This is a genomic window from Pseudomonas marincola, from assembly GCF_900116605.1.
GTDB lineage: Bacteria > Pseudomonadota > Gammaproteobacteria > Pseudomonadales > Pseudomonadaceae > Aquipseudomonas > Aquipseudomonas marincola.
In genome coordinates, this window is the sequence record NZ_FPBC01000007.1 from 225,789 (window position 1) to 245,719 (window position 19,931).

At 58.1% G+C, this 19,931-nt stretch carries 18 protein-coding genes; 11 read left to right on the forward strand and 7 right to left on the reverse strand.

The features are described 5' to 3' along the window. Positions 1 to 103: 103 nt before the first annotated feature. Together BM395_RS13510 and BM395_RS13515 are read left to right on the forward strand one after the other, a co-directional pair. A complete protein-coding gene (locus BM395_RS13510) occupies positions 104 to 391 on the forward strand; it encodes a hypothetical protein (RefSeq protein WP_069900879.1) in 288 nt (95 codons plus the stop codon). 65 nt (positions 392 to 456) lie between these two features. Continuing rightward, positions 457 to 642: a PA3371 family protein gene (locus tag BM395_RS13515; protein WP_090512625.1), complete on the forward strand. Its 186-nt coding sequence runs from the start codon at positions 457 to 459 to the stop codon at positions 640 to 642. A gap of 29 nt (positions 643 to 671) precedes the next feature. Here the strand turns inward: BM395_RS13515 and BM395_RS13520 are convergent, their stop codons facing one another. Next, positions 672 to 2,459 carry a KinB sensor domain-containing domain gene (locus BM395_RS13520; protein ID WP_090512627.1) on the reverse strand — a complete coding sequence of 596 codons (1,788 nt, stop codon included), beginning with the start codon at positions 2,457 to 2,459 and terminating at the stop codon, positions 672 to 674. Further along, positions 2,456 to 3,802, reverse strand: a complete 1,347-nt coding sequence (gene algB, locus BM395_RS13525) for a sigma-54-dependent response regulator transcription factor AlgB (RefSeq protein WP_090512630.1) — start codon at positions 3,800 to 3,802, stop codon at positions 2,456 to 2,458. Before algB ends, BM395_RS13520 begins: the two co-directional genes overlap by 4 nt. Before the next feature lie 230 nt (positions 3,803 to 4,032). Here algB and BM395_RS13530 point away from each other — a divergent pair, with 230 nt between their 5' ends. The 6 genes from BM395_RS13530 (at position 4,033) to BM395_RS13555 (ending at position 8,068) form a co-directional block, all read left to right on the forward strand. Beyond that, a complete protein-coding gene (locus BM395_RS13530; protein ID WP_069900867.1) occupies positions 4,033 to 4,869 on the forward strand; it encodes a BON domain-containing protein in 837 nt (278 codons plus the stop codon). A 109-nt stretch (positions 4,870 to 4,978) separates the two neighbouring features. Beyond that, positions 4,979 to 5,413, forward strand: coding sequence for a ferritin-like domain-containing protein (locus tag BM395_RS13535; RefSeq protein WP_069900865.1), 435 nt, complete (start codon positions 4,979 to 4,981; stop codon positions 5,411 to 5,413). A gap of 236 nt (positions 5,414 to 5,649) precedes the next feature. After that, positions 5,650 to 5,904, forward strand: coding sequence for a hypothetical protein (locus tag BM395_RS13540; RefSeq protein WP_090512632.1), 255 nt, complete (start codon positions 5,650 to 5,652; stop codon positions 5,902 to 5,904). A gap of 89 nt (positions 5,905 to 5,993) precedes the next feature. Further along, positions 5,994 to 6,158, forward strand: a complete 165-nt coding sequence (locus BM395_RS13545) for a DUF1328 domain-containing protein (protein ID WP_069900861.1) — start codon at positions 5,994 to 5,996, stop codon at positions 6,156 to 6,158. A 49-nt stretch (positions 6,159 to 6,207) separates the two neighbouring features. Further along, positions 6,208 to 6,669, forward strand: a complete 462-nt coding sequence (locus BM395_RS13550) for an inhibitor of vertebrate lysozyme family protein (protein ID WP_090512635.1) — start codon at positions 6,208 to 6,210, stop codon at positions 6,667 to 6,669. A gap of 169 nt (positions 6,670 to 6,838) precedes the next feature. Beyond that, positions 6,839 to 8,068 carry a nucleoside recognition domain-containing protein gene (locus tag BM395_RS13555; protein WP_090512638.1) on the forward strand — a complete coding sequence of 410 codons (1,230 nt, stop codon included), beginning with the start codon at positions 6,839 to 6,841 and terminating at the stop codon, positions 8,066 to 8,068. A gap of 108 nt (positions 8,069 to 8,176) precedes the next feature. On the opposite strand, the gene BM395_RS13560 is transcribed toward BM395_RS13555, so the two are convergent. Both BM395_RS13560 and BM395_RS13565 read right to left on the reverse strand, forming a co-directional pair. After that, the gene (locus BM395_RS13560) at positions 8,177 to 9,190 is read right to left on the reverse strand and encodes a DUF5924 family protein (protein ID WP_090512641.1); all 1,014 of its coding nucleotides are present in this window, start codon (positions 9,188 to 9,190) and stop codon (positions 8,177 to 8,179) included. Positions 9,191 to 9,306: 116 nt separating this feature from the next. Continuing rightward, positions 9,307 to 10,692 (reverse strand): M16 family metallopeptidase, encoded by a 1,386-nt coding sequence (locus tag BM395_RS13565; protein WP_090512644.1) that lies wholly within the window; start codon positions 10,690 to 10,692, stop codon positions 9,307 to 9,309. 181 nt (positions 10,693 to 10,873) lie between these two features. Here BM395_RS13565 and BM395_RS13570 point away from each other — a divergent pair, with 181 nt between their 5' ends. After that, a complete protein-coding gene (locus BM395_RS13570; protein WP_090512646.1) occupies positions 10,874 to 11,827 on the forward strand; it encodes an SDR family oxidoreductase in 954 nt (317 codons plus the stop codon). Between the two features lie 19 nt (positions 11,828 to 11,846). On the opposite strand, the gene BM395_RS13575 is transcribed toward BM395_RS13570, so the two are convergent. Further along, positions 11,847 to 12,875 carry an AraC family transcriptional regulator gene (locus BM395_RS13575; RefSeq protein ID WP_090512649.1) on the reverse strand — a complete coding sequence of 343 codons (1,029 nt, stop codon included), beginning with the start codon at positions 12,873 to 12,875 and terminating at the stop codon, positions 11,847 to 11,849. A gap of 200 nt (positions 12,876 to 13,075) precedes the next feature. On the opposite strand from BM395_RS13575, the gene BM395_RS13580 reads away from it, so the two are divergent. Together BM395_RS13580 and BM395_RS13585 are read left to right on the forward strand one after the other, a co-directional pair. Then, positions 13,076 to 14,047, forward strand: a complete 972-nt coding sequence (locus BM395_RS13580) for a TAXI family TRAP transporter solute-binding subunit (RefSeq protein ID WP_069900849.1) — start codon at positions 13,076 to 13,078, stop codon at positions 14,045 to 14,047. 160 nt (positions 14,048 to 14,207) lie between these two features. After that, positions 14,208 to 16,793, forward strand: coding sequence for a TRAP transporter permease (locus BM395_RS13585; RefSeq protein ID WP_090512652.1), 2,586 nt, complete (start codon positions 14,208 to 14,210; stop codon positions 16,791 to 16,793). A 110-nt stretch (positions 16,794 to 16,903) separates the two neighbouring features. Here the strand turns inward: BM395_RS13585 and BM395_RS13590 are convergent, their stop codons facing one another. Together BM395_RS13590 and BM395_RS13595 are read right to left on the reverse strand one after the other, a co-directional pair. Further along, positions 16,904 to 18,550: a Na/Pi cotransporter family protein gene (locus BM395_RS13590; protein WP_090512654.1), complete on the reverse strand. Its 1,647-nt coding sequence runs from the start codon at positions 18,548 to 18,550 to the stop codon at positions 16,904 to 16,906. Between the two features lie 137 nt (positions 18,551 to 18,687). Then, complete coding sequence (locus tag BM395_RS13595) at positions 18,688 to 19,806, reverse strand: PilT/PilU family type 4a pilus ATPase (RefSeq protein ID WP_090512657.1); 1,119 nt, start codon at positions 19,804 to 19,806, stop codon at positions 18,688 to 18,690. Positions 19,807 to 19,931: the final 125 nt, after the last annotated feature.

The window sequence follows — 19,931 nt, forward strand, 5'->3', positions numbered from 1 at the left end:
TTTTGTAAGTTGTTGATATATAAGGATTTATTTTTACAGATTGATTGGCACGCTGCCTGCAAAACACCCTGCATTATCAAAATCTAAGAAGGGTGTCGCGCCGATGAATACTGTACTGAACTTGCTAAGTGCTGCAGCAGTTGTGGTCACCGGAACGGTTGCATCCACAGCGCCGACCATCGAAAGCACCGCGCCACAAAGCGCTCAGGTGATTATTCATACCCAGCCTACTTTGCCGACCCAGTTGCCGGCTAATTCGGCGGCGCGCACAGCGTCGTTCATACCTTCGGTCAGTGATTCTTCAGCTAATTCTTCTGCTGACAGTCTGGTCGACAGCCAGCCGCTGCAGTTTGAGCTGGATCGCGAGGCTAATCAGCGTTGGGTTTTCTGATTTAGGTTCAGCGCGGATTTTACCGTGCGCCAACCGATTTATCTGCGTGCACACTGGAGGGGAATATGTCGAAAGCAGGACTGGGATTATTGATACTGAGCGTTGTGCTCGGGGCTGTACTGGCAACGGACGCGATCACCGGCGTATCCAGTTCAGCAGTGATCAAGGGCCTGTTTGGCCTGACATTGGGTGCATCAATTGTTGCGCTGGCTTTGGGCCGGCGGATCAAGTTTGACCCGGTGCTGCGTTAAGGCAGCACCCGTCCAAACCTCTCTGAGCGTTAGCTCAAGCTGCGCATCGGCAAGTTGATGCAGAACAGCGCGCCTTCACCCGGGCGTGATTCAAGGGTGATGTGGCCACCGTGCAACTGAATGATCTCCTGGCAGAGCGCCAAGCCCAACCCAACCCCGCCTTTACGTTTGCCGACTTGTACGAACGGTTCAAATATCCGTGACTGTTGGCTGAACACCACCCCGTCGCCGTTATCCTTGACGCAGATGATGATCTCGTTGTTCTGGTACTGCGCATTCAGCAGAATATCGCCGCCTGCCGGCGTGTGGCGCAAAGCGTTGACCAGCAGGTTGTCGAGCACGCGTTCAATCTGAGCACGGTCGATGGGCAACAACGGCAGGTCATCATCCGGTTCACAGCGCAGGGTAATGCCTTTCTCGGCGGCCTCATTGGCGAAGCGTTGGCCTGTCTGATTGATCAGGTCCGCAAGGTCGCATGGCGCCAGATCAAGCTTCTGCAAGCCGCTTTGATAACGCGAGAAATTCAGCAGGTCGGTGATCAGATCAACCAGTCGCTGCATTTGCTCGTCAACCGTCTGGGTCAGATCTGCCTCGCGTGAATCCGGGGCGAACTTGAGCCGCTCCTGAAGCAGGGCAAAGGCCATGTGCATGCCGGTGACTGGCGTGCGCAGCTCATGCGAGGCGCGCAGCACGAACTCGCTGCGCACTCGCTCGAAAGCCCGCTGTTTGGTCACATCGCGCAGCACCATCACCGCGCCCTGAATATTCCCGCCACCTTGGCTTACGGGCGTCAGGCTGTAGCTGAGCAGGCGATGTTCGCCATGGGCGTCTATCTCAAGGTCGGCTATCGCCGATTCCAGGGTTTTGCCCTGCAAAACGCGGCTGATCTGTTCATCGAGGCCTTCTTTGCCTAACGCCTGATCAAGGCGTTCACCAATGTGTTCCAGGCCCCAACCAAGCTGACGCCCGGCAACCGGATTGAAGTGTTGCAGCAAGCCGTTGCGGTCGAACATCAGCAGGCCGTCATCAATGCTGTCGAGTACCGCTTGCAGGCGTTGCTGTTCGGCCATCAAGGCTTCGATATTGCTGTCCTTGAACTGTTGCAGCGATTGCGCCATGAGGCCAAAGCGCCGGCTCAGCGCCGAGAGTTCAGCCACTGGCGAGGTGGGCAGGGATATCTGCAAGTCCCCCTTACCAATCTGGTCGGCGGCACTGGCCAGCGCCTCGATTGGCCGGGCGACGCGTTTGGCAATGTTGTGTGCGGTAATGAAGCCGATCAGCAACAACGCCAGGCCGATCAAACCGAGCAGGGCGCTGACGATGGTCGCGCGTTCGCGGGAGCTTTGCTGGGCATTCTGCACGGCTTCGACGTAGCGCATTTGCACGGCATTGATGCGATCACGCAGCGCTTGCAAGGCACGCGTGAACGCATCGTTATGCAGTAAATCGCGGCGTACTTGCACCGGTGAGTCGAGCAGTTTGCCGAACAGCTCATAGGAGCGGGCGATTTCGCTGATGGCCTGACGATCGGCCTCTTCGGTGCTGCTTTCAAGCGCTTGAGTCAACCAGTTGCGAAAACGTACATCTGATTCCTTCAACGCCAGTGGGTCGAAGCTATCCTCCAGCAGCAGGATCACCTGCGTGCCCATTTCCTGACGAAAGCCGATGGTCGCATCAATGATCTCGAGGTTGCGACTCATGGCCTGGTTTTGTACGCGGGTGATCTGCCACACGCTGACCATGCCCAGTATCAGGCCGATCAGCGCCACGGTTAGCAGCGCACTGCCGCTGACGAACAGCCGGGTTCTTAACTTCATAGGTCGTACTGTTTGCGTTTGCGATACAGGGTTGAAGCGTCGATACCCAGTGCCTTGGCAGCTTGATCGAGGGTTTCGCTGCTGGCCATGACGGCGGCGATATGGCTTTTTTCCAGCTCTTCAAGGCTCAGTGCGCCGCCCACGCGTGGCGCCTGATTGCTGGTAGATTCGGTCAGGCCCAGATGAATCACCTGAACCATTTCTTCCTGGCAGATGATGCTCGCCCGTTCGATCACGTTGCGCAGTTCGCGGATATTGCCCGGCCATGAGTAATTCGCCAGTACGCTCAATGCCTCATCGCTGAAACCGCGCGCGGGGCGGGCGTAGTCCTTGACGAAGCGGGCAAGGAAGCGCTCGGCTAGCGTCAGCACGTCTTCAGTGCGTTCGCGCAGCGCCGGCAGTTTCAGGGTGATTACATTGAGGCGGTAGAGCAGGTCTTCGCGGAAACGCCCCTGACGAACCATCTCGTCAAGATTGAGGTTGGTGGCCGCGACGATGCGCACGTCGGCCTGACGGGTCACCGGATCGCCGACGCGTTCGTATTCCTTGTCCTGAATAAAACGCAGCAGTTTCGGTTGCAGGCTGAGCGGGAAATCGCCGATTTCGTCGAGAAACAGCGTACCGCCGTCGGCTTGACTGACCCGGCCGAGGGTGCTTTCGCTGGCGCCGGTAAACGCGCCTTTGGTGTGACCGAACAATTCGCTTTCCATCAGCTCAGCGGTCAGTGACGGGCAGTTGATGGTGACTGAATTCTTCTTCGCGCGGCGGCTCCAGTGGTGAATGGCGCGGGCCAGTTCGCCTTTACCAGTGCCGGATTCGCCAAGAATGAGGATGTTGGCGTCGGTTACCGCCACCTGGCGGGCGGTTTCCAGCACCGCCATCATCGACGGGCTGCTGGAGTCGAGGTCGTTCTTGCGCTGGCGCACCTGACCTTCCAGAGTTTCCAGGCGCGCTTCCAGTTGCCGTGCTTCGAGCTGTTTGGTGGCGGCCAGACGCAGTTGTTCGGGGCTGCAGGGTTTCACCAGATAATCGGCTGCGCCAGCCTGCATGGCATCCACGGCGGTGTCGATGGCTGAGTGTGCGGTCACTATCACCACGCGCATCCAAGGCGCTTGTACGCGCATCTCGGCGAGCACGTCGAGGCCGTTGTCATCGCCGAGGCGCAGGTCAAGAAAGCACACATCGAACACCTGGCGTTGCATCAGGCTTTCGGCCTGCGCTGCGCTGTTGGCGGTCGCCACGGTGTAGCCCTCGTCCTCGAGGCAGTAGCGGAAGGTACGCAGGATCGCCGACTCATCATCGACCAGCAAAATACGTCCGCTTTTAGGTTCTACCGCATCCATTTCAGGCTCCAATTGATGTGTGCAGAGATTAGTCCACAAGAAATCGTGCAAGTTGCACGGCGAGTATGACCTTATCTTGCAGGCTGCATGCTGGCACCCTGTCTTTTTATGTCGTAAGTGTCTGATTTTATTGGTAAAAATATTTATCCAAAAGCTGGCACAGCGCTTGCGATATCTACTGCATATCCCGCTAAACGCGGATTGTTTATGCACAGAGACAGGAGGACAACATGCATAAGTTGAAAACTCTGGTATTGGCCACAGCGTCGGTCGGCATGTTTGCTCTGACCCCTTTGGCGGCCAACGCAGCAGAAGGTGACATGAGCCAGCAGTTGAGTGAAGCGCGCCAGGAAGGCTCGATCTGGACTGCAATTGCGCTCAACCGTCATCTCAACCCTTTCAGCATCGACAGTGAAGTCGACAACGGTACCGCCGTCCTCACCGGTACAGTCGAGAGCAGTGTCGAGCGTGACCTTGCCGAGCAGGTAGCGTTGAGCATCGAAGGTATCAACAAGGTTGATAACCAGCTCAAGGTCGACAGCAAAGTTGAGCGCAAGACTAACGATTCGAAGTCTCTGGCCAATCGTTTAGATGATGCCAGCATCACCGCCACGGTGAAGTCCAAGTTGCTCTGGAACAGCAACACCGAAGGCCTCGACATCAGCGTTAAAACCGAAGAGGGCGCCGTGACGCTCACCGGTAATGCACGTACCCCGGCGGCCAAGGAGTTGGCCGGTAGCCTGGCTTCCAACACCGAGGGTGTGCGTGAAGTATTCAACCACCTGAGCATCAGCAAGGCCGACAGCACTGCTGCCGAGGCGCAAGCCGCCGCCGATGATGCCAGTGCCGCGATCAGCGATGCCTGGATCACCAGCAAGGTGAAATCGAGTTTCGTCTACACCCGCAACCTGGATGCGTTCGCCATCAGCGTTGAAACGCACGACGGTGTGGTCAAGTTGAGCGGCACGGTATTGAGCAGTGCAGCGAAGAATCTGGCGGTCGAAACCGCCCGCGATATCCGCGGTGTCCGGGGCGTCGATGGTGATGCCCTGCGCGTAGAGAGTTAAGGATCTTATGTGCCAGGGAAGGCAAAAAGTGACTGATTGTTTAGAACCCGAGTGTCACCCAGCTTCAGGCGTTGCCAGTTGGCTGCGTCCAATCTGAAGGAGAAACATCATGAGCAATAAAACAGAGCAACTGAACGAACTGATCGAAATTACCCGTGACGGTAAGCGTTTTTACGACCACGCGATCACTGAAGTGAAAGATGTCCGTTTGCAGACCATGTTCCGTGATCTCTCAACCGTGAAAACTCAAATCATCGAAGCGCTGGCCGTGAAGGTCGCCGCCAACCAGGACTCGCCAGCATCTGGCGGCACCATGGTCGGCAAAATGCGCGAAGTCTATGCCGATGCGCGGGCAACTCTGTCCAGCGACGAGGAAGCGACTTACGTCGCCCAGCTCGAAGAAGCTGAAGACCGCATCCTGCACGCATTTGAAGATGCGCTGGAAAGTGCTGATCCGGATGTGAAGGCCCTGCTGGGTGTGGAAATGCCGAAGGTGCGCGCTTGCCATGACCGCATGCGCAACCTCAAGCAGTCCATGCAGTAAGCCTGTATGCGGGGCAAGGATGCCCCGCTTTCACGGCGGACTCTCAGGGAGTCGTGCAAAACGCCTGATGAAACCGCCAGACCGTGCAGGATGCAAGCTTCAATCGCTTTATTTTATTTCTAAGTGACTGTTTTTATTGAGTTTTTATTTTTAGCAAAACTGGCACAACCACTGCAGTTACAAGGTTAACGAACATAAACGAGCAGCCCTGAAGGTTGCTTTGCAGGAGCAAACAGATGAGCCGTCAGATTCCCAGCCCCAGTTCATGCATCAAGTATCTGCTTAGCAGTGCAGCTCTGCTGCTGGTGATGATTGGCGAAGGCAGCCTGATTAATACGGCGCAACCTGTGCACAAGGCTACGGCCAATGCTGCTGCGTTGGCGGTACAAGCCGCAAAGCCACAGGCGCAGGGTTTGTTTGCCCAGCGCGGCGCGGTGGCAAACACGTTCACCGGGCAGTCGCCACGTCGGGCGCTAGGCCAGAACATCTGAGATTGACCGTGGTTGCGCCTTTACGGGCACACACAAACGAATTCAAGCTGATACACCGCAGGACTTTCTAAAAACCAAGGAGATACGCCATGTTGAGCTGGGCAATTACTTTTCTGATTATCGCCATTGTCGCTGCAGTACTGGGCTTCGGTGGTATCGCAGGCACCGCAACCGGTATCGCCAAGATCCTGTTCCTCGTGTTCTTGGTGCTGTTTGTCGTGTCGCTCATCATGGGCCGTCGCCCACGAGGTTGACCCTGATGGGTCACATTGAGCAACCATTCACATTAACTAAGGAGCCCCTATGAACGTTCTCAAGACGCTCACTGCCGCCCTGATGATTAGCGGCAGTGGAGCGGCCTTGGCCGCTGACACAGTGACTGATGTTCGCCTTAACGATGTACTCAAGAGCGATCCCCAGTATCAGGAAGCCTGGAATGATGTGCTCGAAGAGCAGGAACGGATGCCTGAATGGTTGATCAATCTCGACGGTGTTGCGCCGCCGATGGAGGCCATGCTGGAGGATGATGACAAGTACCTGGTTGGCGAATTGTGTCAGGCCAGTAACTGTTTCAATCAGCGCATTTATGTGGCTTTCAGCTGGGACAAGAAAGAAGCTTACGCGCTTTATGTGCAAGTGCCGGATGCACTGCCTAAAGGCAAGGCACCCAGCAATTACGCGACCGAGAAATGGCTGGGCGAGCCCGACGAGGGCATGCAGAAGCTGTTGCACGAGCAACTCAAGAAAGACCCTAACTGGTACTAAGCTGCACCTTGTCGCTCCCCGCGACGATCAGGTCATGGCGCCGTTCCAGGCGCCAGTGGCCAGGAGCTGAACCCTTTTCAGCCCGCACACTTCCCTCACGACTCGATAAGCTGCCCCCGCGCAAGCCCTCGCGCGTTATCATCTGCGCCATTGATTGGGGGGATGGAACATGCTCAACGGCTTGTGGCTGAGCTTTTTTATGGTAGCGGCGGTGGCAGGTTTGTCGCGCTGGCTGATTGGCGATGATCCGGCGGTATTCGCGGCCATGGTTGAAAGCCTGTTTGCGATGGCCAAGCTGTCGGTCGATGTGATGATCCTGCTGTTCGGCACGCTCACCCTCTGGCTGGGCCTGCTGCGCATTGCTGAAAAAGCCGGTCTGGTCGAAGCGTTGGCCCGCTTGCTCGGCCCGCTGTTTGCGCGGCTGATGCCGGAAGTGCCGCGGGGGCATCCGGCACTGGGCCTGATTACCATGAACTTCGCGGCCAATGGCCTCGGGCTCGACAACGCCGCCACGCCGATCGGCCTCAAGGCCATGCGCGCGCTGCAAGAACTCAACCCGAGCAGCACCACCGCGAGCAATGCGCAAATCCTGTTTCTGGTGCTCAACGCCTCGTCCCTGACGCTGCTGCCCGTGACCATCTTCATGTACCGCGCGCAACAAGGGGCGGAAGATCCGACGCTGGTATTCCTGCCAATTCTGCTGGCCACCAGTGCGTCGAGTCTGGTCGGCCTGTTATCGGTCGCCTTCATGCAGCGTCTGCGTCTCTGGGACCCGGTGGTGCTGGCGTACCTGCTGCCCGGTGCAGCGTTGCTCGGGTTGTTCATGGCGGTACTGGGCACTATGTCGGCCACGGCGCTGGGCGCTTTGTCTTCGCTGACGGGCAACCTGACCCTGTTCGGCATCATCGTGCTGTTTCTGCTGCTCGGTGCGCTGAAAAAGGTGCCGATCTATGAAGAGTTTATCGAAGGCGCCAAAGAGGGCTTTGACGTGGCCAAGAGTCTGCTGCCGTATCTGGTGGCGATGCTCTGTGCGATTGGTGTGCTGCGCGCCTCGGGTGCTTTGGACTTCGGCCTCGATGGCATTCGCTGGCTGCTCGATATGCTGGGCTGGGACACGCGCTTTGTTGAGGCGTTGCCCACCGCGATGGTCAAGCCTTTCTCCGGCAGTGCCGCGCGCGCCATGTTGATCGAGACCATGCAAAGTCAGGGTGTGGACAGCTTCCCGGCGTTGGTTGCAGCGACGGTGCAGGGCAGTACTGAAACCACTTTTTACGTGCTCGCGGTGTATTTTGGTGCGGTGGGTATACAGCGTGTCCGCCACGCTGTGGGTTGCGCCCTGCTGGCCGAGTTTGCCGGCGTGGTCGCGGCCATTAGTGTGTGCTACTGGTTCTTCGGTTAAGCCGAATTTCCAGGATTAAGGCGCGACTGAGCGGCTCATTGATTCGGGTAAATTGAGCCATTCAGTCGTCAGTTTTTCGATGCTCGTGTGTGCACCAAGGCCTGCTCGTTAAGGTGTCACCTTGAAGCGCAGCACCCCGATCATCTGGCCGCCTTCTGTGAGTACCTGAATCTGCCAGCGACCGACCGAGTCTTTGGGGTAGTTGCGCTTATGGCTCCAGGCCCGATAACCCTGTTTGCGCCCGCCTTTTATGTCCAGCGCGATGCGCTCAACCTCTTTGCCGTTAAGGCGCCACACGTGATAAATCCGCTCGTTCAGGCCGCGCGGGGCGTTTATTGCGGTGTAGGCATACAAACCCTGAGCGCCAAGCTCGGCGACCGACAATTGTTTGATGCGCTTGCCGGGCTCGCGCTCCTTGCTGTTAAGTTCTGTACTAACCGCGACTTCTGTCATCCATAAAGTGGCGGGCGGTACCCATATCCGCGCCATCCAGCCGGCACCTGCCAATACCAGCGTCGCAGCGATGAGTAACAAGCTGCGCCACCAGCGTTGCACCGTGATAATCCCCAGCAGGCTGGGAAAAGACAGCAGCGCAGCAATCGCCAGCGCCAACTGGTAACTCTGTGTGGTGGTGAGTTTGAAGATAATCGGCAATGCCGTCAGCGTCAGGGCGAACAGGGTCAACGAGTGGTACATCAGGTACACCCAGCGCCGCGCCGCCAGATGCTTGTAGTAGAGCGGGTCGATGATTGATACCAGCGCTGCGGCGATAAGCATGCCGCTGAACAGCGCCTGACCACTGTTCCAGGTGGTGGTGATGAGAAAGAACGGCAGCACGAAGAACAGACTTTCCTGGTGGATCATCTGGGTCGCGTAACGCAGCACTGGTTTGGGCAACTCGAAACCAAAGCGCTTCGAGATTTGATCGCGCAACAGGTTCTCAAGGGCCAGCCACAGCCAGCTGAGAAGCATCACCACTGCCAGCACTTGCGCCAGCTCGGCCTGGCGTTTGACCAGCAAGAAGCTCGCTAAGCCGGAGCAAAAGCCAAACGTGGCGATCAACCACGGATGACGCTGGGCGAATGCGATGAACGGGGTGATGCGGTCTTTCAGGGTGGTCATTTAGGGTCACGCAGAAAAGTTTGGAGGCTGCGCCACTTGGCCTGTCCTGCGCAGGCCTTAAGTTTAGCGGGAAAACGCCGGAGCATCGGGCTATTCACGTGACCGTGTAAGCATTTTCAGCGGCGGCGCCAGATGGCCAGCCCAAGCAGAATCAGAATCAGCAGTAGAAGTGCGGTAGACAGCCAGTACACGCCGTAGGTGTTGAGCAGAGGCTTGCTGATGCGCAAATACCCTGGCTGATCCAGCAGCTTGGCCAGCGCCTTGTTGGCGTCCTCGACGGTAACCGACTGTAAGCTTTTGCGGCTGTCTGCGAAGTGGCTGCCATCATAGTCAGCGAGCGCGCCCCAGTAGTAATCGGCCATGTCGCTGGCGCCTTGTACCGCCCACGATTGTTCTGCAACTGCGGCGTTCTGCAAGCGCTTGAATACCTCGGCATCGACGCCGTTCTTGCGCAGATCGGCGAGCAATTCACGCATGACCTTCTCGGCCTTCGGCAAGTCTTTGCTCTGCACCTTGGCGTTCAGGCTGAAAAAACTCGAACTGCTGAACACTTCTCGCTCGGTGAACGGGGCATAGGTCAGGCTGTGTTTGATGCGCAGCTGCTGGTAGAGCTGCCAGTCGATGTAGTCACGCAGCAACTCCCATGTTTCAAAGTCATGGTGGTCGAGCCACGGCTCAGAAAACATCCAGGCTATGCTGCCGTCTTCGCCGTAAAGGCGGCTGATCAGCTGGCGACGCTGCTGGGCGTTGCTGTTGGGCTCGGGTTGTTGACGTGGGGCGGGGAGTTCAGCGGCGGGCAGCGAGCCGTATTGACGATCAATGTAGGCCGGCAGGCGCGAGTCGAGATCGCCGACGACGATCAAGGTCATGTTATTGGCCACGTACCAGTCGGCCCGCAAACCATTTACCTGCTCCAGTGTGAGATCAGCGGCTGTGGCAGGCTGGGCGCAGGCCAAACCCAGTTCCTGGGCGATTTGCTGATGGGCTTCGCGGCCAATGTTGTGTTCCAGCAGCACGTGTTGCAGCGGCGAGTCGTTGACCCCGCTTTCATGCTCGACTGCTAGCTTGGCTGCGGCCAGTTTGCGTGAGTCTGGCTCGCTTTGGGTCAGGTTCGCCAGCATCAGATCAAGCACTGCGCGTTGGTTGCGCGCGGGCGCCTCGACAGTGACCGTGGTGTCGGTGTCGCGGGTATAGGCATTCCAGACGCCGCCAAGGGCCTGCATGCGCGCCTCTACACCCGCCTCGCCAGTGTCGTCGGTGCCGCTGAAAAGCAGGTGTTCGAACAGGTGTGGCAGTTCCTTCTCGGCGCAGTTGTACTGGTCAAAGCCGACGCCAACCACTAGTCGAATGGCCACATGGCCGGTGCCCGGTACTGCTTTAAGCAGCACCTGTAAGCCATTTTCCAGCTGATAGCCTTCCACTCGGTACAGGCTTTCTGCCTTGGGCGTGGTGCTCAGGCAACTAAGGGCCACCAACACGAGTGGCAGAAGCAATTGGCGCATGAAGGTCTTCCTGACAATCCTCAACGAAGCATACCTGTTGGTGTGGGTTGTCGCGATTGATCATGTGTATTGTCCGCGCATATCACAGCGCAAAGCCGATTGAGTTGCTAGGTTACTGTGGGTCAGTCTGTTTTTGTTACATCAGCTGTAATACCTCGCTAATGCGGGCTCGGAGAGTGATATGCGTGTTTTGATTACTGGGGCTGCCGGTTTTATCGGGCGCCAGGTGCTTGAACAATTGGCTGTGCAGTATCCGCAGTGGAGCCTGATCGCCGCCGATATTCAGCCGATCAGTACGCAGGGCTTGCGGGCCAATGTTGAGCCTATTCAGCTCGACATCAGCAAATCCCGGGAAGTGAAGGTGTGCATCGCCAGCTGGAAACCGCAGGTGATTATTCATATGGCGTCAGTTGTCACACCACCGCGTGACATGACTGAAAAGCGCCTGCACGCCATCGACGTTGGCGGCACCCGCTCGGTGATCGCGGCCGCAGCCGCCGAAGGCGTCGAGCAATTGGTGTTCACCAGCTCTGGCGCGGCCTACGGCTATCACCCGGACAACGCCGAGTGGATCAGCGAAGACCAGCCGCTGCGGGGTCACGACACCTTTGCCTATGCCAAGCACAAGCGCGAGGTTGAGCAATTGCTGGCCAACGCGCGGGTGGAGCATCCGCAGCTCAAGCAACTTGTACTACGACCCGGCACGGTTCTCGGCAAGCAGGTCAACAATCAGATTACCGAGCTGTTCAAAAAACGCTCAGTGCTCGGTGTTTGGGGTTACGACAGCCGTTTTGTGTTCATCTGGGACAAGGATGTGGTCAACGTCATCTGTCAGGGTGTGGCGCGTCAGGTTGAGGGGATTTACAACTTGGCCGGGGACGGCGCGTTGTCGCTGAAGGAAATCGCCGGCTTGTTGCACAAACCTTATCGGCCGATTCCCTCGAGCCTGATCAAGCTCGGCCTGCGCATCATGCAGCCGTTGGGTTTGAGCCAATACGGGCCGGAACAGCTGGACTTTCTGCGTTACCGGCCGGTGTTGAGTAACCAGCGTCTCAAGCAGGAATTCGGCTACACGCCCCGCTATACCAGCCTGCAAGCGTTTGAGGAATTCCTTCGTGCGCAGGGCAACAGCTAATCGCTAAACGGCGCGGGAATCAGGCTTCGGCTTTGTGCTGACTGCGATATTCGCCGGGCGTGAGCCCTGTCCATTGGCGAAATGCGCGAAAAAACACGCTCGGTTCCGAGTAGCCCAGCAGCAGCGCGATTTCAGCTGCAGGCAGATTGCCACTGCTGAGATGACGCTCGGCCAGTTGCCGACGTGTGTCATTGAGCAGCGACTGGTAGCTGCAACCCTCATCGGCAAGGCGACGCTGCAAGGTTCGCTCACTGATGTTCAGCGCCCGCGCCAACTCACTGCGGTCGGGTTCACCATGCGCCAGTTGCTCGCCCAGAATCGCCACCACACGCACGCTCAAGCTTTCACTGGGCAGGCGCGCGAGCAGTGCTTCGGCGTGCTGGCGGAGCACCTGTTGCAACGGTCGATTGGCCTGAATCAGCGGTGCGTCGAGAAGCTCCCGCGGGATAAGAATGGCGTATTCGCTGGTGCCAAACTCGAGCGGGCAGGCAAAAATTCGCTCATACGGGCTGATGTCGTCAGGCTGCTGATGCACGAACCGGGCTTTGCTCAGGCGGAAATTTTCCAGCAACGGATCAACCATCTGCACCCAGCACGCCATAAGTGACAGCACGCGGATGCGGGTGACTGGCAATTGCGGATGCAGCGGCCGGTAGAACAGTTCGATGGCGTCTTTGCGCTCGCGCAGCAGGACTTCGCCGCCTTCGCCGACCAGGCGCTGATAACGCAAAGCAGCTTGCAGGGCCTCGCCTAACGTTGTGCTGCTTTGCAGCAGGTAGCCCAGTACGCTAAACGGTCCAGGCGCCAGATTGCTGCCAATTTCAAGGCCGGGCTCTGGCAGCGGCAGGCGGGCGAGGGTTTGCCACAGTTGCAGCTGGCTCGAAAACGGCACGCGTGCATCGGGGTCCAGCAGCTGTTCTTCGCTAAGGTCACTGTGCTTGAGCAGGCTGGCGCGGTCGAGCCCAAGACGCGTCGCCGCGTGCAGGATGGCTTGAGTGAGGCTGGCACTAACCGTGGCTTGTGACGTGCTGGAAGTTGAATTTTGCATGGCCTGATTTTGCCCAAAGCTTAAGGCCGAGGATAGCCCGACGCACCAGTAAGTTATGCTCTAAACGTCTTGATGACGCATTTTCAAGTGTTTCAGGCCGCTGAATATCCGTGCAACTTGCGCCTGAGCGGTTACACTTTCCTGCCTCATCGGGCTCAAAAGGTACCGATGTTTCAAACAACCACAAAAGGAGCACTCCCATGAAAGGCAAATCCTTGGCATGGGTTCTGTCCGCAGCTCTCTCAGGCATTACTCTGGGTGGCACGGCACAGGCCGCAGAAAACTTCATCACCATTGGCACTGGTGGCCAGACGGGTGTGTATTACGTAGCGGGTCAGTCGATCTGCCGTTTTGCCAATCGCACCAGCAACGAGACCAACATCAAATGTAACGCGCCTGCCAGTGGCGGCGGTGTTGCCAACGTAAATGGTCTGCGTACCGGTGAGTTCACCTTCGGCATCATGCAGTCCGACCACCAGTTCAAAGCGCTCAAGGGCTTGGCACCATTCGAAGCCGAAGGCGCAATGGATGACCTGCGTGCAGTGTTCTCCTTGCAGAGCGAAGTGTTCACCATTCTTGCTCGCCGCGACGCCAACATCACCAGCTTTGATGACCTCAAAGGCAAGCGCGTAAACGTCGGTAACCCGGGTTCCGGTCAGCGTGACACGCTGGAAGAAATCATGCGCGTCAAAGGCTGGGACAAGTCGGTATTCGCCCTGTCTGCAGAGTTGAAGCCAGCTGAGCAAGCCTCTGCTCTGGGCGACAACAACATCGACGCGATGACCTACTTTGTCGGTCATCCAAACGGCGCGATCCAGGAAGCTACCACCACTACCGACGCAGTATTGGTACCGGTAACTGGCGCTGACATTGACAAGCTGCTGGCTGACAAGACTTACTACACCAAGGCTGAAATCCCGGGTGGTATGTACAAGGGCAACGACGCAGCTACCCCGTCTATCGGTGGTAAAGCGGTGCTCTCGACAACCGCCAAGGCAGACCCGGAAGTGGTCTACCAACTGGTTAAATCCGTGTTTGAAAACCTTGACCGCTTCAAGCGCCTGCACCCGGCGTTTAAAGACCTCAAGGCTGAAGACATGATCAAGGTCGGCCTGACCGCTCCACTGCACGAAGGTGCGGTGCGTTACTACAAAGAACGCGGCTGGATGTAATTCTCCGTGCGGCCCAGCCAGCTCAATGGTTGGCTGGGCCTTTTCTTTGGCTAAAACCCTCCAAGCGCAATGCGCTCGACTAGCCTTAACGGTTAAGCCTGCTCGTAAAACAAATTACGGGCGTTGTCGTCTTTGATTACTCGAAATCAGGTTCCAGCCGATGGTAGACAAACAACTTACCACTGAAGAATTGATTGCCCAGGATGTTGGCGCGCGCCTGCCCACTGGATTGATGGCGCAAGCGATTGCCGGACTGGCCCTGTTGTGGTCGTTGTTCCAGCTGTGGATTGCTTCTCCACTGCCGTTTATTTTTCATTTCGGTGTGCTCAATAACACCGAAACCCGCGCTATTCACTTGGCGTTTGCCTTGTTGCTGGCGTTTCTGGCGTATCCCGCGTTCAAAAGCTCGCCACGAGATCGTGTGCCGCTGATCGACATTGCCCTCGGGCTCGTCGCCGCAGCGAGTGCTGCTTACCTGTTTATTTTTTACCAAGACCTGGCGATGCGTCCCGGCAGCCTGACAACGGCTGATCTGGTGACCGCCTGTATTGGTATTCCGCTGTTGCTGGAAGCCACGCGCCGCGCGCTTGGCCCACCGCTGGCGATTATCGCCCTGATATTTTTGATCTACAGCCTTGCCGGTCCCTACATGCCAGGTCTGCTGGCACACCGTGGGGTGAGCTTCACGGCGATGGCCAACCACCAGTGGATCACCACTGAAGGTGTGTTTGGTATCGCGTTGGGTGTATCGACCAGCTTCGTGTTCCTCTTCGTGCTGTTCGGTGCGCTGCTGGAACGTGCTGGTGCCGGGCATTACTTCATCCAGCTGGCGTTCAGCATGCTCGGTCACCTGCGCGGCGGCCCGGCCAAAGCGGCCGTTGTCGCCTCCGGTCTGACCGGCATGATTTCCGGTTCGTCGATTGCCAACGTGGTCACCACCGGTACGTTCACCATCCCGATGATGAAGCGCACCGGCTTCTCGGCTGAAAAAGCCGGCGCAGTGGAAGTGGCCTCTTCGGTGAATGGTCAAATCATGCCGCCGGTCATGGGCGCTGCGGCGTTTCTGATGGTCGAATACATCGGCATGTCCTATGTCGAAATCATCAAGCACGCCTTTTTGCCGGCGGCCATTTCGTATATCGCCCTGCTTTACATCGTTCACCTTGAGTCCCTCAAGCTGGGCCTGCAGCCGATTGCCGGGCACAAGCCCAAGCCCTGGCTGCGTCGTCTGACCGGCTTTGCCTTTGGCGCCGCGCTGATCAGCGGCTTGTCGCTGGCGGTGTATTACGGCCTTGGCTGGCTCAAGCCGGCGCTGGGTGAAAATGCTCTGCCGGTGATTGCCGTGCTGCTGGCGCTGATCTATCTGGCGCTGCTCAAGGTGGCGGCCAGCGTTGCACCGCTGCCGCCGGAAGACCCGGATGCGCCACTGGAAACATTGCCGCAAACCCGCGCAGTGCTGCTCAGCGGTCTGCACTTCCTGCTGCCGGTTGTGGTGTTGGTCTGGTGCCTGATGATCGAGCGGCTGTCGCCCGGCTTGTCGGCATTCTGGGGCAGCATGATGCTGGTGATCATTCTGCTCACCCAGCGCCCGCTGCTGAGCTGGATGCGCACCGATGGTTCGCATGATCACGGCACCTTCCTCGACGGTTGCATTGATCTGCGCGAAGGCATGATTGCCGGTGCGCGCAACATGATCGGCATCGGTATTGCCACGGCCGCTGCGGGCATTATTGTCGGTGCGGTGTCGCAAACGGGCGTCGGGCTGGTACTGGCCGATCTGGTTGAACTGCTGTCGATGGGCAATCTGCTGCTGATGCTGGTGCTTACAGCGGTGTTCAGCCTGATTCTGGGCATGGGCCTGCCGACTACCGCCAACTACATCGTGGTGTCGAGCTTGCTGGCGCCGGTTGTGGTCACGTTGGGCCAACAGAATGGCCTGATCGTGCCGCTGATTGCTGTGCACATGTTCGTGTTCTACTTCGGCATCATGGCTGACGTAACGCCACCTGTGGGGCTGGCCTCGTTCGCGGCGGCGGCGGTGTCCAAAGGTGACCCGATCAAGACCGGGATCACGGCGTTCTACTACAGCCTGCGCACGGCAGCATTGCCGTTCCTGTTCATCTTCAACACCGATCTGCTGCTGATCAATGTCGACTTCTGGCACGGGGTGCTGATCTTCATTGTCGCCACGGGGGCGATGCTGATCTTTGCCGCCGGCACTCAGGGCTACTTCCTGGTGAAGAGCCGCTGGTACGAAAGCGTGCTGCTGTTGCTGATTGCGTTCACGCTGTTCCGCCCGGGTTTCTGGATGGATATCGTCCACGATCCGTATCGCAACATTGCCCCGGCAGAGCTGGCGCAAACCCTCGGTGATGTTGAGCCCGGTAGCAAGCTGCGCATGCGCATCAAGGGTGAAGATGCGGTGGGTGATGCCCGCGAATTCTCCATCCTGTTGCCGGTCCCGGAAGGGGCCAGCGGTGACGAGCGCATGGAGAAACTCGGCCTGATGACCTATGTCGACGGTGACAAGGTGCTGGTTGATAGCGTGACCTTTGGCAGCCCGGCTGCCGAGGCCGGTATCGAGTTCGATCAGCAGATCATGCTGGTGCGGGCGCCCACTCAGGGCTGGCCGAAGGAGCTGATGTGGATACCGGGCATTCTGCTGTTCCTGCTGGTTATCTGGTTGCAGCGCCGACGCAAGCCTGCGCAGTCGGGCAACGAGTTGCCTCGCGCAACCTCCGCTTGATGCAACGCATTGGGGGCCACGCCCTGATGCACAGCGGCTTGCCAGAAAGGGCCTCATGTTTGAGGCCCTTTTTTATTGCCTGCCGAGTGCGTGGCTAGGATGCATCTGACTTACTCGCCACCCATGATTTCGACGCGCAGGGCACCGCTTTCATGTTCTTCCAGCACCGCATAGGCGCTGCTGCAAAACAGCGAGTTGAGGCGTTTCATGTCGCTGATCAGGGTCAGGTGCAGCGAGCTGGTTTCAATACTCTGCACCACCTGCTTATGCAGACGCGCCACATGCGAGTGTGCCAGACGCCGCTCCTGTGCGCGGAAACGGCGTTTCTCGCGGAGCAATTGTTGGGCACTTTCGCGATCCCCGGAGACAAACACCGACAGGCCCAGACGCAAGTTGCGAGTGAGTTGGGCGTGCAGGTCGCTTAGCTCCTGCAAGCCGCTTTCGGAGAAGTCGTGGCGCTGCGCGGTCTTCTGATTCTGGACCTTGCCGAGCATGCGCTCGATGATGCTTGCCGCCTGCTGAAGATTGACCGCCAATTCGAAAATCTCTGCCCAGCGCTGGCTGTCTTTCGGCCCCAGTGCATCTCGCGGAACCTGCGCCAGATACAGCTTCACCGCGCTGTAGAGCGTATCGACATCATCTTCCAACCGGCGCAACTCCTTGCTCAGCCCCGCGCCGTTGCTGTGCAGCACCTCCAGCAGATGATTAAGCATGGTCTCGACCAAATCGCCGATGCGCAGGGTTTCGCGCACCGCATTGGCCAGCGCCAGGCTGGGTGTGGTCAAGGCGGTGCGGTCGAGGTGGCGCGGTCGGGCAATACCTTCCTGCTCCATTTTGTCGGGCATCAGCCAGTTGCACAGGTTCGCCATCCAGCGCACGGTTGGCAGCATGATCAGGCAACGCAGGGTGTTGTAAAGCAGGTGAAAACTGATCACCACTCCCTGCGGACTCAAATCGAGGCTGTCGAGCCAGCTGGCTACATGGTTGAGTATCGGAATCACCAGCAACAACCCGATAATCTTGTACAGCAGGCTGCCCAGCGCGACTCGCCGGCCGGCCGGGGTTTGCAGGCTGGAGGTGAGGAACGCGAGCAAGCCGCTGCCGATATTGGCGCCAATCACCAAGCCAATGGCCACGGGCAGGCTGATCAGCCCGGCACCGGCCAGTGTTGCCGTCAGCAATACGGCGGCCAGGCTGGAATAGGTGATCAGGGCGAACAGCGCACCGAGCAGGGCATCGAGCAAAATGTCGCCGGTCAGCGATGAGAACAGCACCTTGATGCCATGTGCCTGCGTGATGGGCGCGGCCGCATGAACAATCAAGTCCAGCGCCAGCAGAATCAGGCCCAAGCCGATGCTGACACGGCCAAGCTGGCCGGCGCGGGTCTGCCGGCGCGAGAGAAAGAAGATCACGCCGAGAAAAATTAATAGCGGCGACAACCAGCTCAGGTCGAAGGTCAGCACGCGCGCCATTACCGCGGTGCCCACATCGGCACCGAGCATGATCGCCAGCGCCGGAGCGAGGCTCATCAAGCCCTGGCTGACAAACGAGGTGACCAGCAAGGCCGTCGCGTTGCTGCTCTGGACCATTGCGGTCACGCCAATACCGGCCACGAAAGCCACGGGTATGCGGCCCATGTTGTTGCTGAGGACGTTGCGCAACTGCGAGCCGAATACGCGCAGAATGCCGGTTCTTACAATGTGCGTGCCCCACACCAGCAGGGCGATGGCGGAAAGCAAGTTGAGTAGGGTCAACATAAATACGTACCCCAAACCAAGCCGGTAAATTATGACTGGACCCGGCGTGTGTTGAATCGTCAAACGCGTGGTGACCACGTTGTTGTTTTATCGCGGCGCCGACTATCCGTATGGGCGCGGGCAGGGATTACTGGTTTTTATCCCCCGCTGCTGTCGAAGTTATCTTCATAATTGCCGCCGAATTTCATTTTGAGAGACAGGTCGGTGCGCGAGTCGGCGTGTTGCAATGCCTCTTGCTCGCTGATCAGACCCTGCTCGACCAACTTGAGTAAATGCTGGTCGAAGGTTTGCAGGCCTTGCTCCATTGCCTCGCCAATGGCCGCCCGCAGGGTGTGCAGTTCATCGCGCTGGATCAGGTCGCGAATATAGGGCGTGGATATCATCACCTCGGCCGCCAGCACGCGCTTGTTTTGCAGGCCCGGCACTAAACGCTGGCAGACCACTGCAAGCAGGTTGTTCGCGGCATCGGCCAGTGCTTGCGAGCGCGCACTGTCATCAAAGAACCGCACCAGCCGCTCAACCGCGTGGCTGCTGGAGGTCGCGTGCAGCGTGGCTAAACACAAGTGCCCAGATTCAGCATAGTGCAAAGCCTGGCGCATGGTGCTCTCGTCGCGGATCTCGCCGAGCATGATTACGTCGGGCGCTTCGCGCAGAACATTGCGCAGGGCGTCTTCGAAACTGTGCGTGTCGAGGCCGACTTCGCGCTGATCGATAATCGACTTCTGATGGGTGTGAAGAAACTCGATCGGGTCTTCAATGCAGACAATATGCCCGCTCTTGTTGCGGCTGCGATGGTCGAGCATCGAGGCCAGCGTGGTCGATTTACCGGAGCCGGCCGGGCCTGTGACCAGAATCAGGCCGCGATCCTCCAGCGCCAACGCGGCAACAGAAGGCGGCAGGCCAAGGCCTTCAAGGTGGGTTATGTGGCTTTGAATCAAGCGGATAACCATCGCCACTTCGCCGCGCTGATAGTAAACATTCACCCGAAAGCGGCCGGCCTGTTTCTGGCTGACGGCTATGTTCAGTTCCAGATTGCGCTCGAATTCGGCGATCTGTTTGGGGTTCATCAGCTGATATGCCAGCTTCTGCACATCGCCCGCCTGCAGCTTGCGCTGGCCCACGGGCTGGCTGTGGCCCTCGATTTTCAGGTGCGGTGGCGCGCCGACACTAAAAAAGAAGTCCGAACCTTTGTGGCGCTGCATGAAGTGCAGAAATGCAGCAATATCCAGCGCCGGGCTTCCCTGTTCTTCCGTCATGACCATTCCTTGCGGTTGTCGTAACACTGTTACAGCAAGCATAGTTGGCTGTTGGCCAATTACATGGCATTAAGCGGCCCGGCAGTTGGCAGTGAGGCGACACTCCGTAGGTAATCTGTTGCGAC

Bases quoted from the DNA above. Each gene is read 5' to 3' on its own strand.
- BM395_RS13515 (WP_090512625.1), top strand. From the start codon at position 457: ATGTCGAAAGCAGGACTGGGATTATTGATACTGAGCGTTGTGCTCGGG.
- BM395_RS13530 (WP_069900867.1), top strand. From the start codon at position 4,033: ATGCATAAGTTGAAAACTCTGGTATTGGCCACAGCGTCGGTCGGCATG.
- BM395_RS13580 (WP_069900849.1), top strand. From the start codon at position 13,076: ATGAAAGGCAAATCCTTGGCATGGGTTCTGTCCGCAGCTCTCTCAGGC.
- BM395_RS13550 (WP_090512635.1), top strand. From the start codon at position 6,208: ATGAACGTTCTCAAGACGCTCACTGCCGCCCTGATGATTAGCGGCAGT.
- BM395_RS13565 (WP_090512644.1), bottom strand. From the start codon at position 10,692: ATGCGCCAATTGCTTCTGCCACTCGTGTTGGTGGCCCTTAGTTGCCTG.
- BM395_RS13585 (WP_090512652.1), top strand. From the start codon at position 14,208: ATGGTAGACAAACAACTTACCACTGAAGAATTGATTGCCCAGGATGTT.
- BM395_RS13535 (WP_069900865.1), top strand. From the start codon at position 4,979: ATGAGCAATAAAACAGAGCAACTGAACGAACTGATCGAAATTACCCGT.
- BM395_RS13575 (WP_090512649.1), bottom strand. From the start codon at position 12,875: ATGCAAAATTCAACTTCCAGCACGTCACAAGCCACGGTTAGTGCCAGC.
- BM395_RS13570 (WP_090512646.1), top strand. From the start codon at position 10,874: ATGCGTGTTTTGATTACTGGGGCTGCCGGTTTTATCGGGCGCCAGGTG.
- BM395_RS13520 (WP_090512627.1), bottom strand. From the start codon at position 2,459: ATGAAGTTAAGAACCCGGCTGTTCGTCAGCGGCAGTGCGCTGCTAACC.
- algB (WP_090512630.1), bottom strand. From the start codon at position 3,802: ATGGATGCGGTAGAACCTAAAAGCGGACGTATTTTGCTGGTCGATGAT.
- BM395_RS13595 (WP_090512657.1), bottom strand. From the start codon at position 19,806: ATGACGGAAGAACAGGGAAGCCCGGCGCTGGATATTGCTGCATTTCTG.
- BM395_RS13560 (WP_090512641.1), bottom strand. From the start codon at position 9,190: ATGACCACCCTGAAAGACCGCATCACCCCGTTCATCGCATTCGCCCAG.
- BM395_RS13545 (WP_069900861.1), top strand. From the start codon at position 5,994: ATGTTGAGCTGGGCAATTACTTTTCTGATTATCGCCATTGTCGCTGCA.
- BM395_RS13555 (WP_090512638.1), top strand. From the start codon at position 6,839: ATGCTCAACGGCTTGTGGCTGAGCTTTTTTATGGTAGCGGCGGTGGCA.
- BM395_RS13510 (WP_069900879.1), top strand. From the start codon at position 104: ATGAATACTGTACTGAACTTGCTAAGTGCTGCAGCAGTTGTGGTCACC.
- BM395_RS13540 (WP_090512632.1), top strand. From the start codon at position 5,650: ATGAGCCGTCAGATTCCCAGCCCCAGTTCATGCATCAAGTATCTGCTT.
- BM395_RS13590 (WP_090512654.1), bottom strand. From the start codon at position 18,550: ATGTTGACCCTACTCAACTTGCTTTCCGCCATCGCCCTGCTGGTGTGG.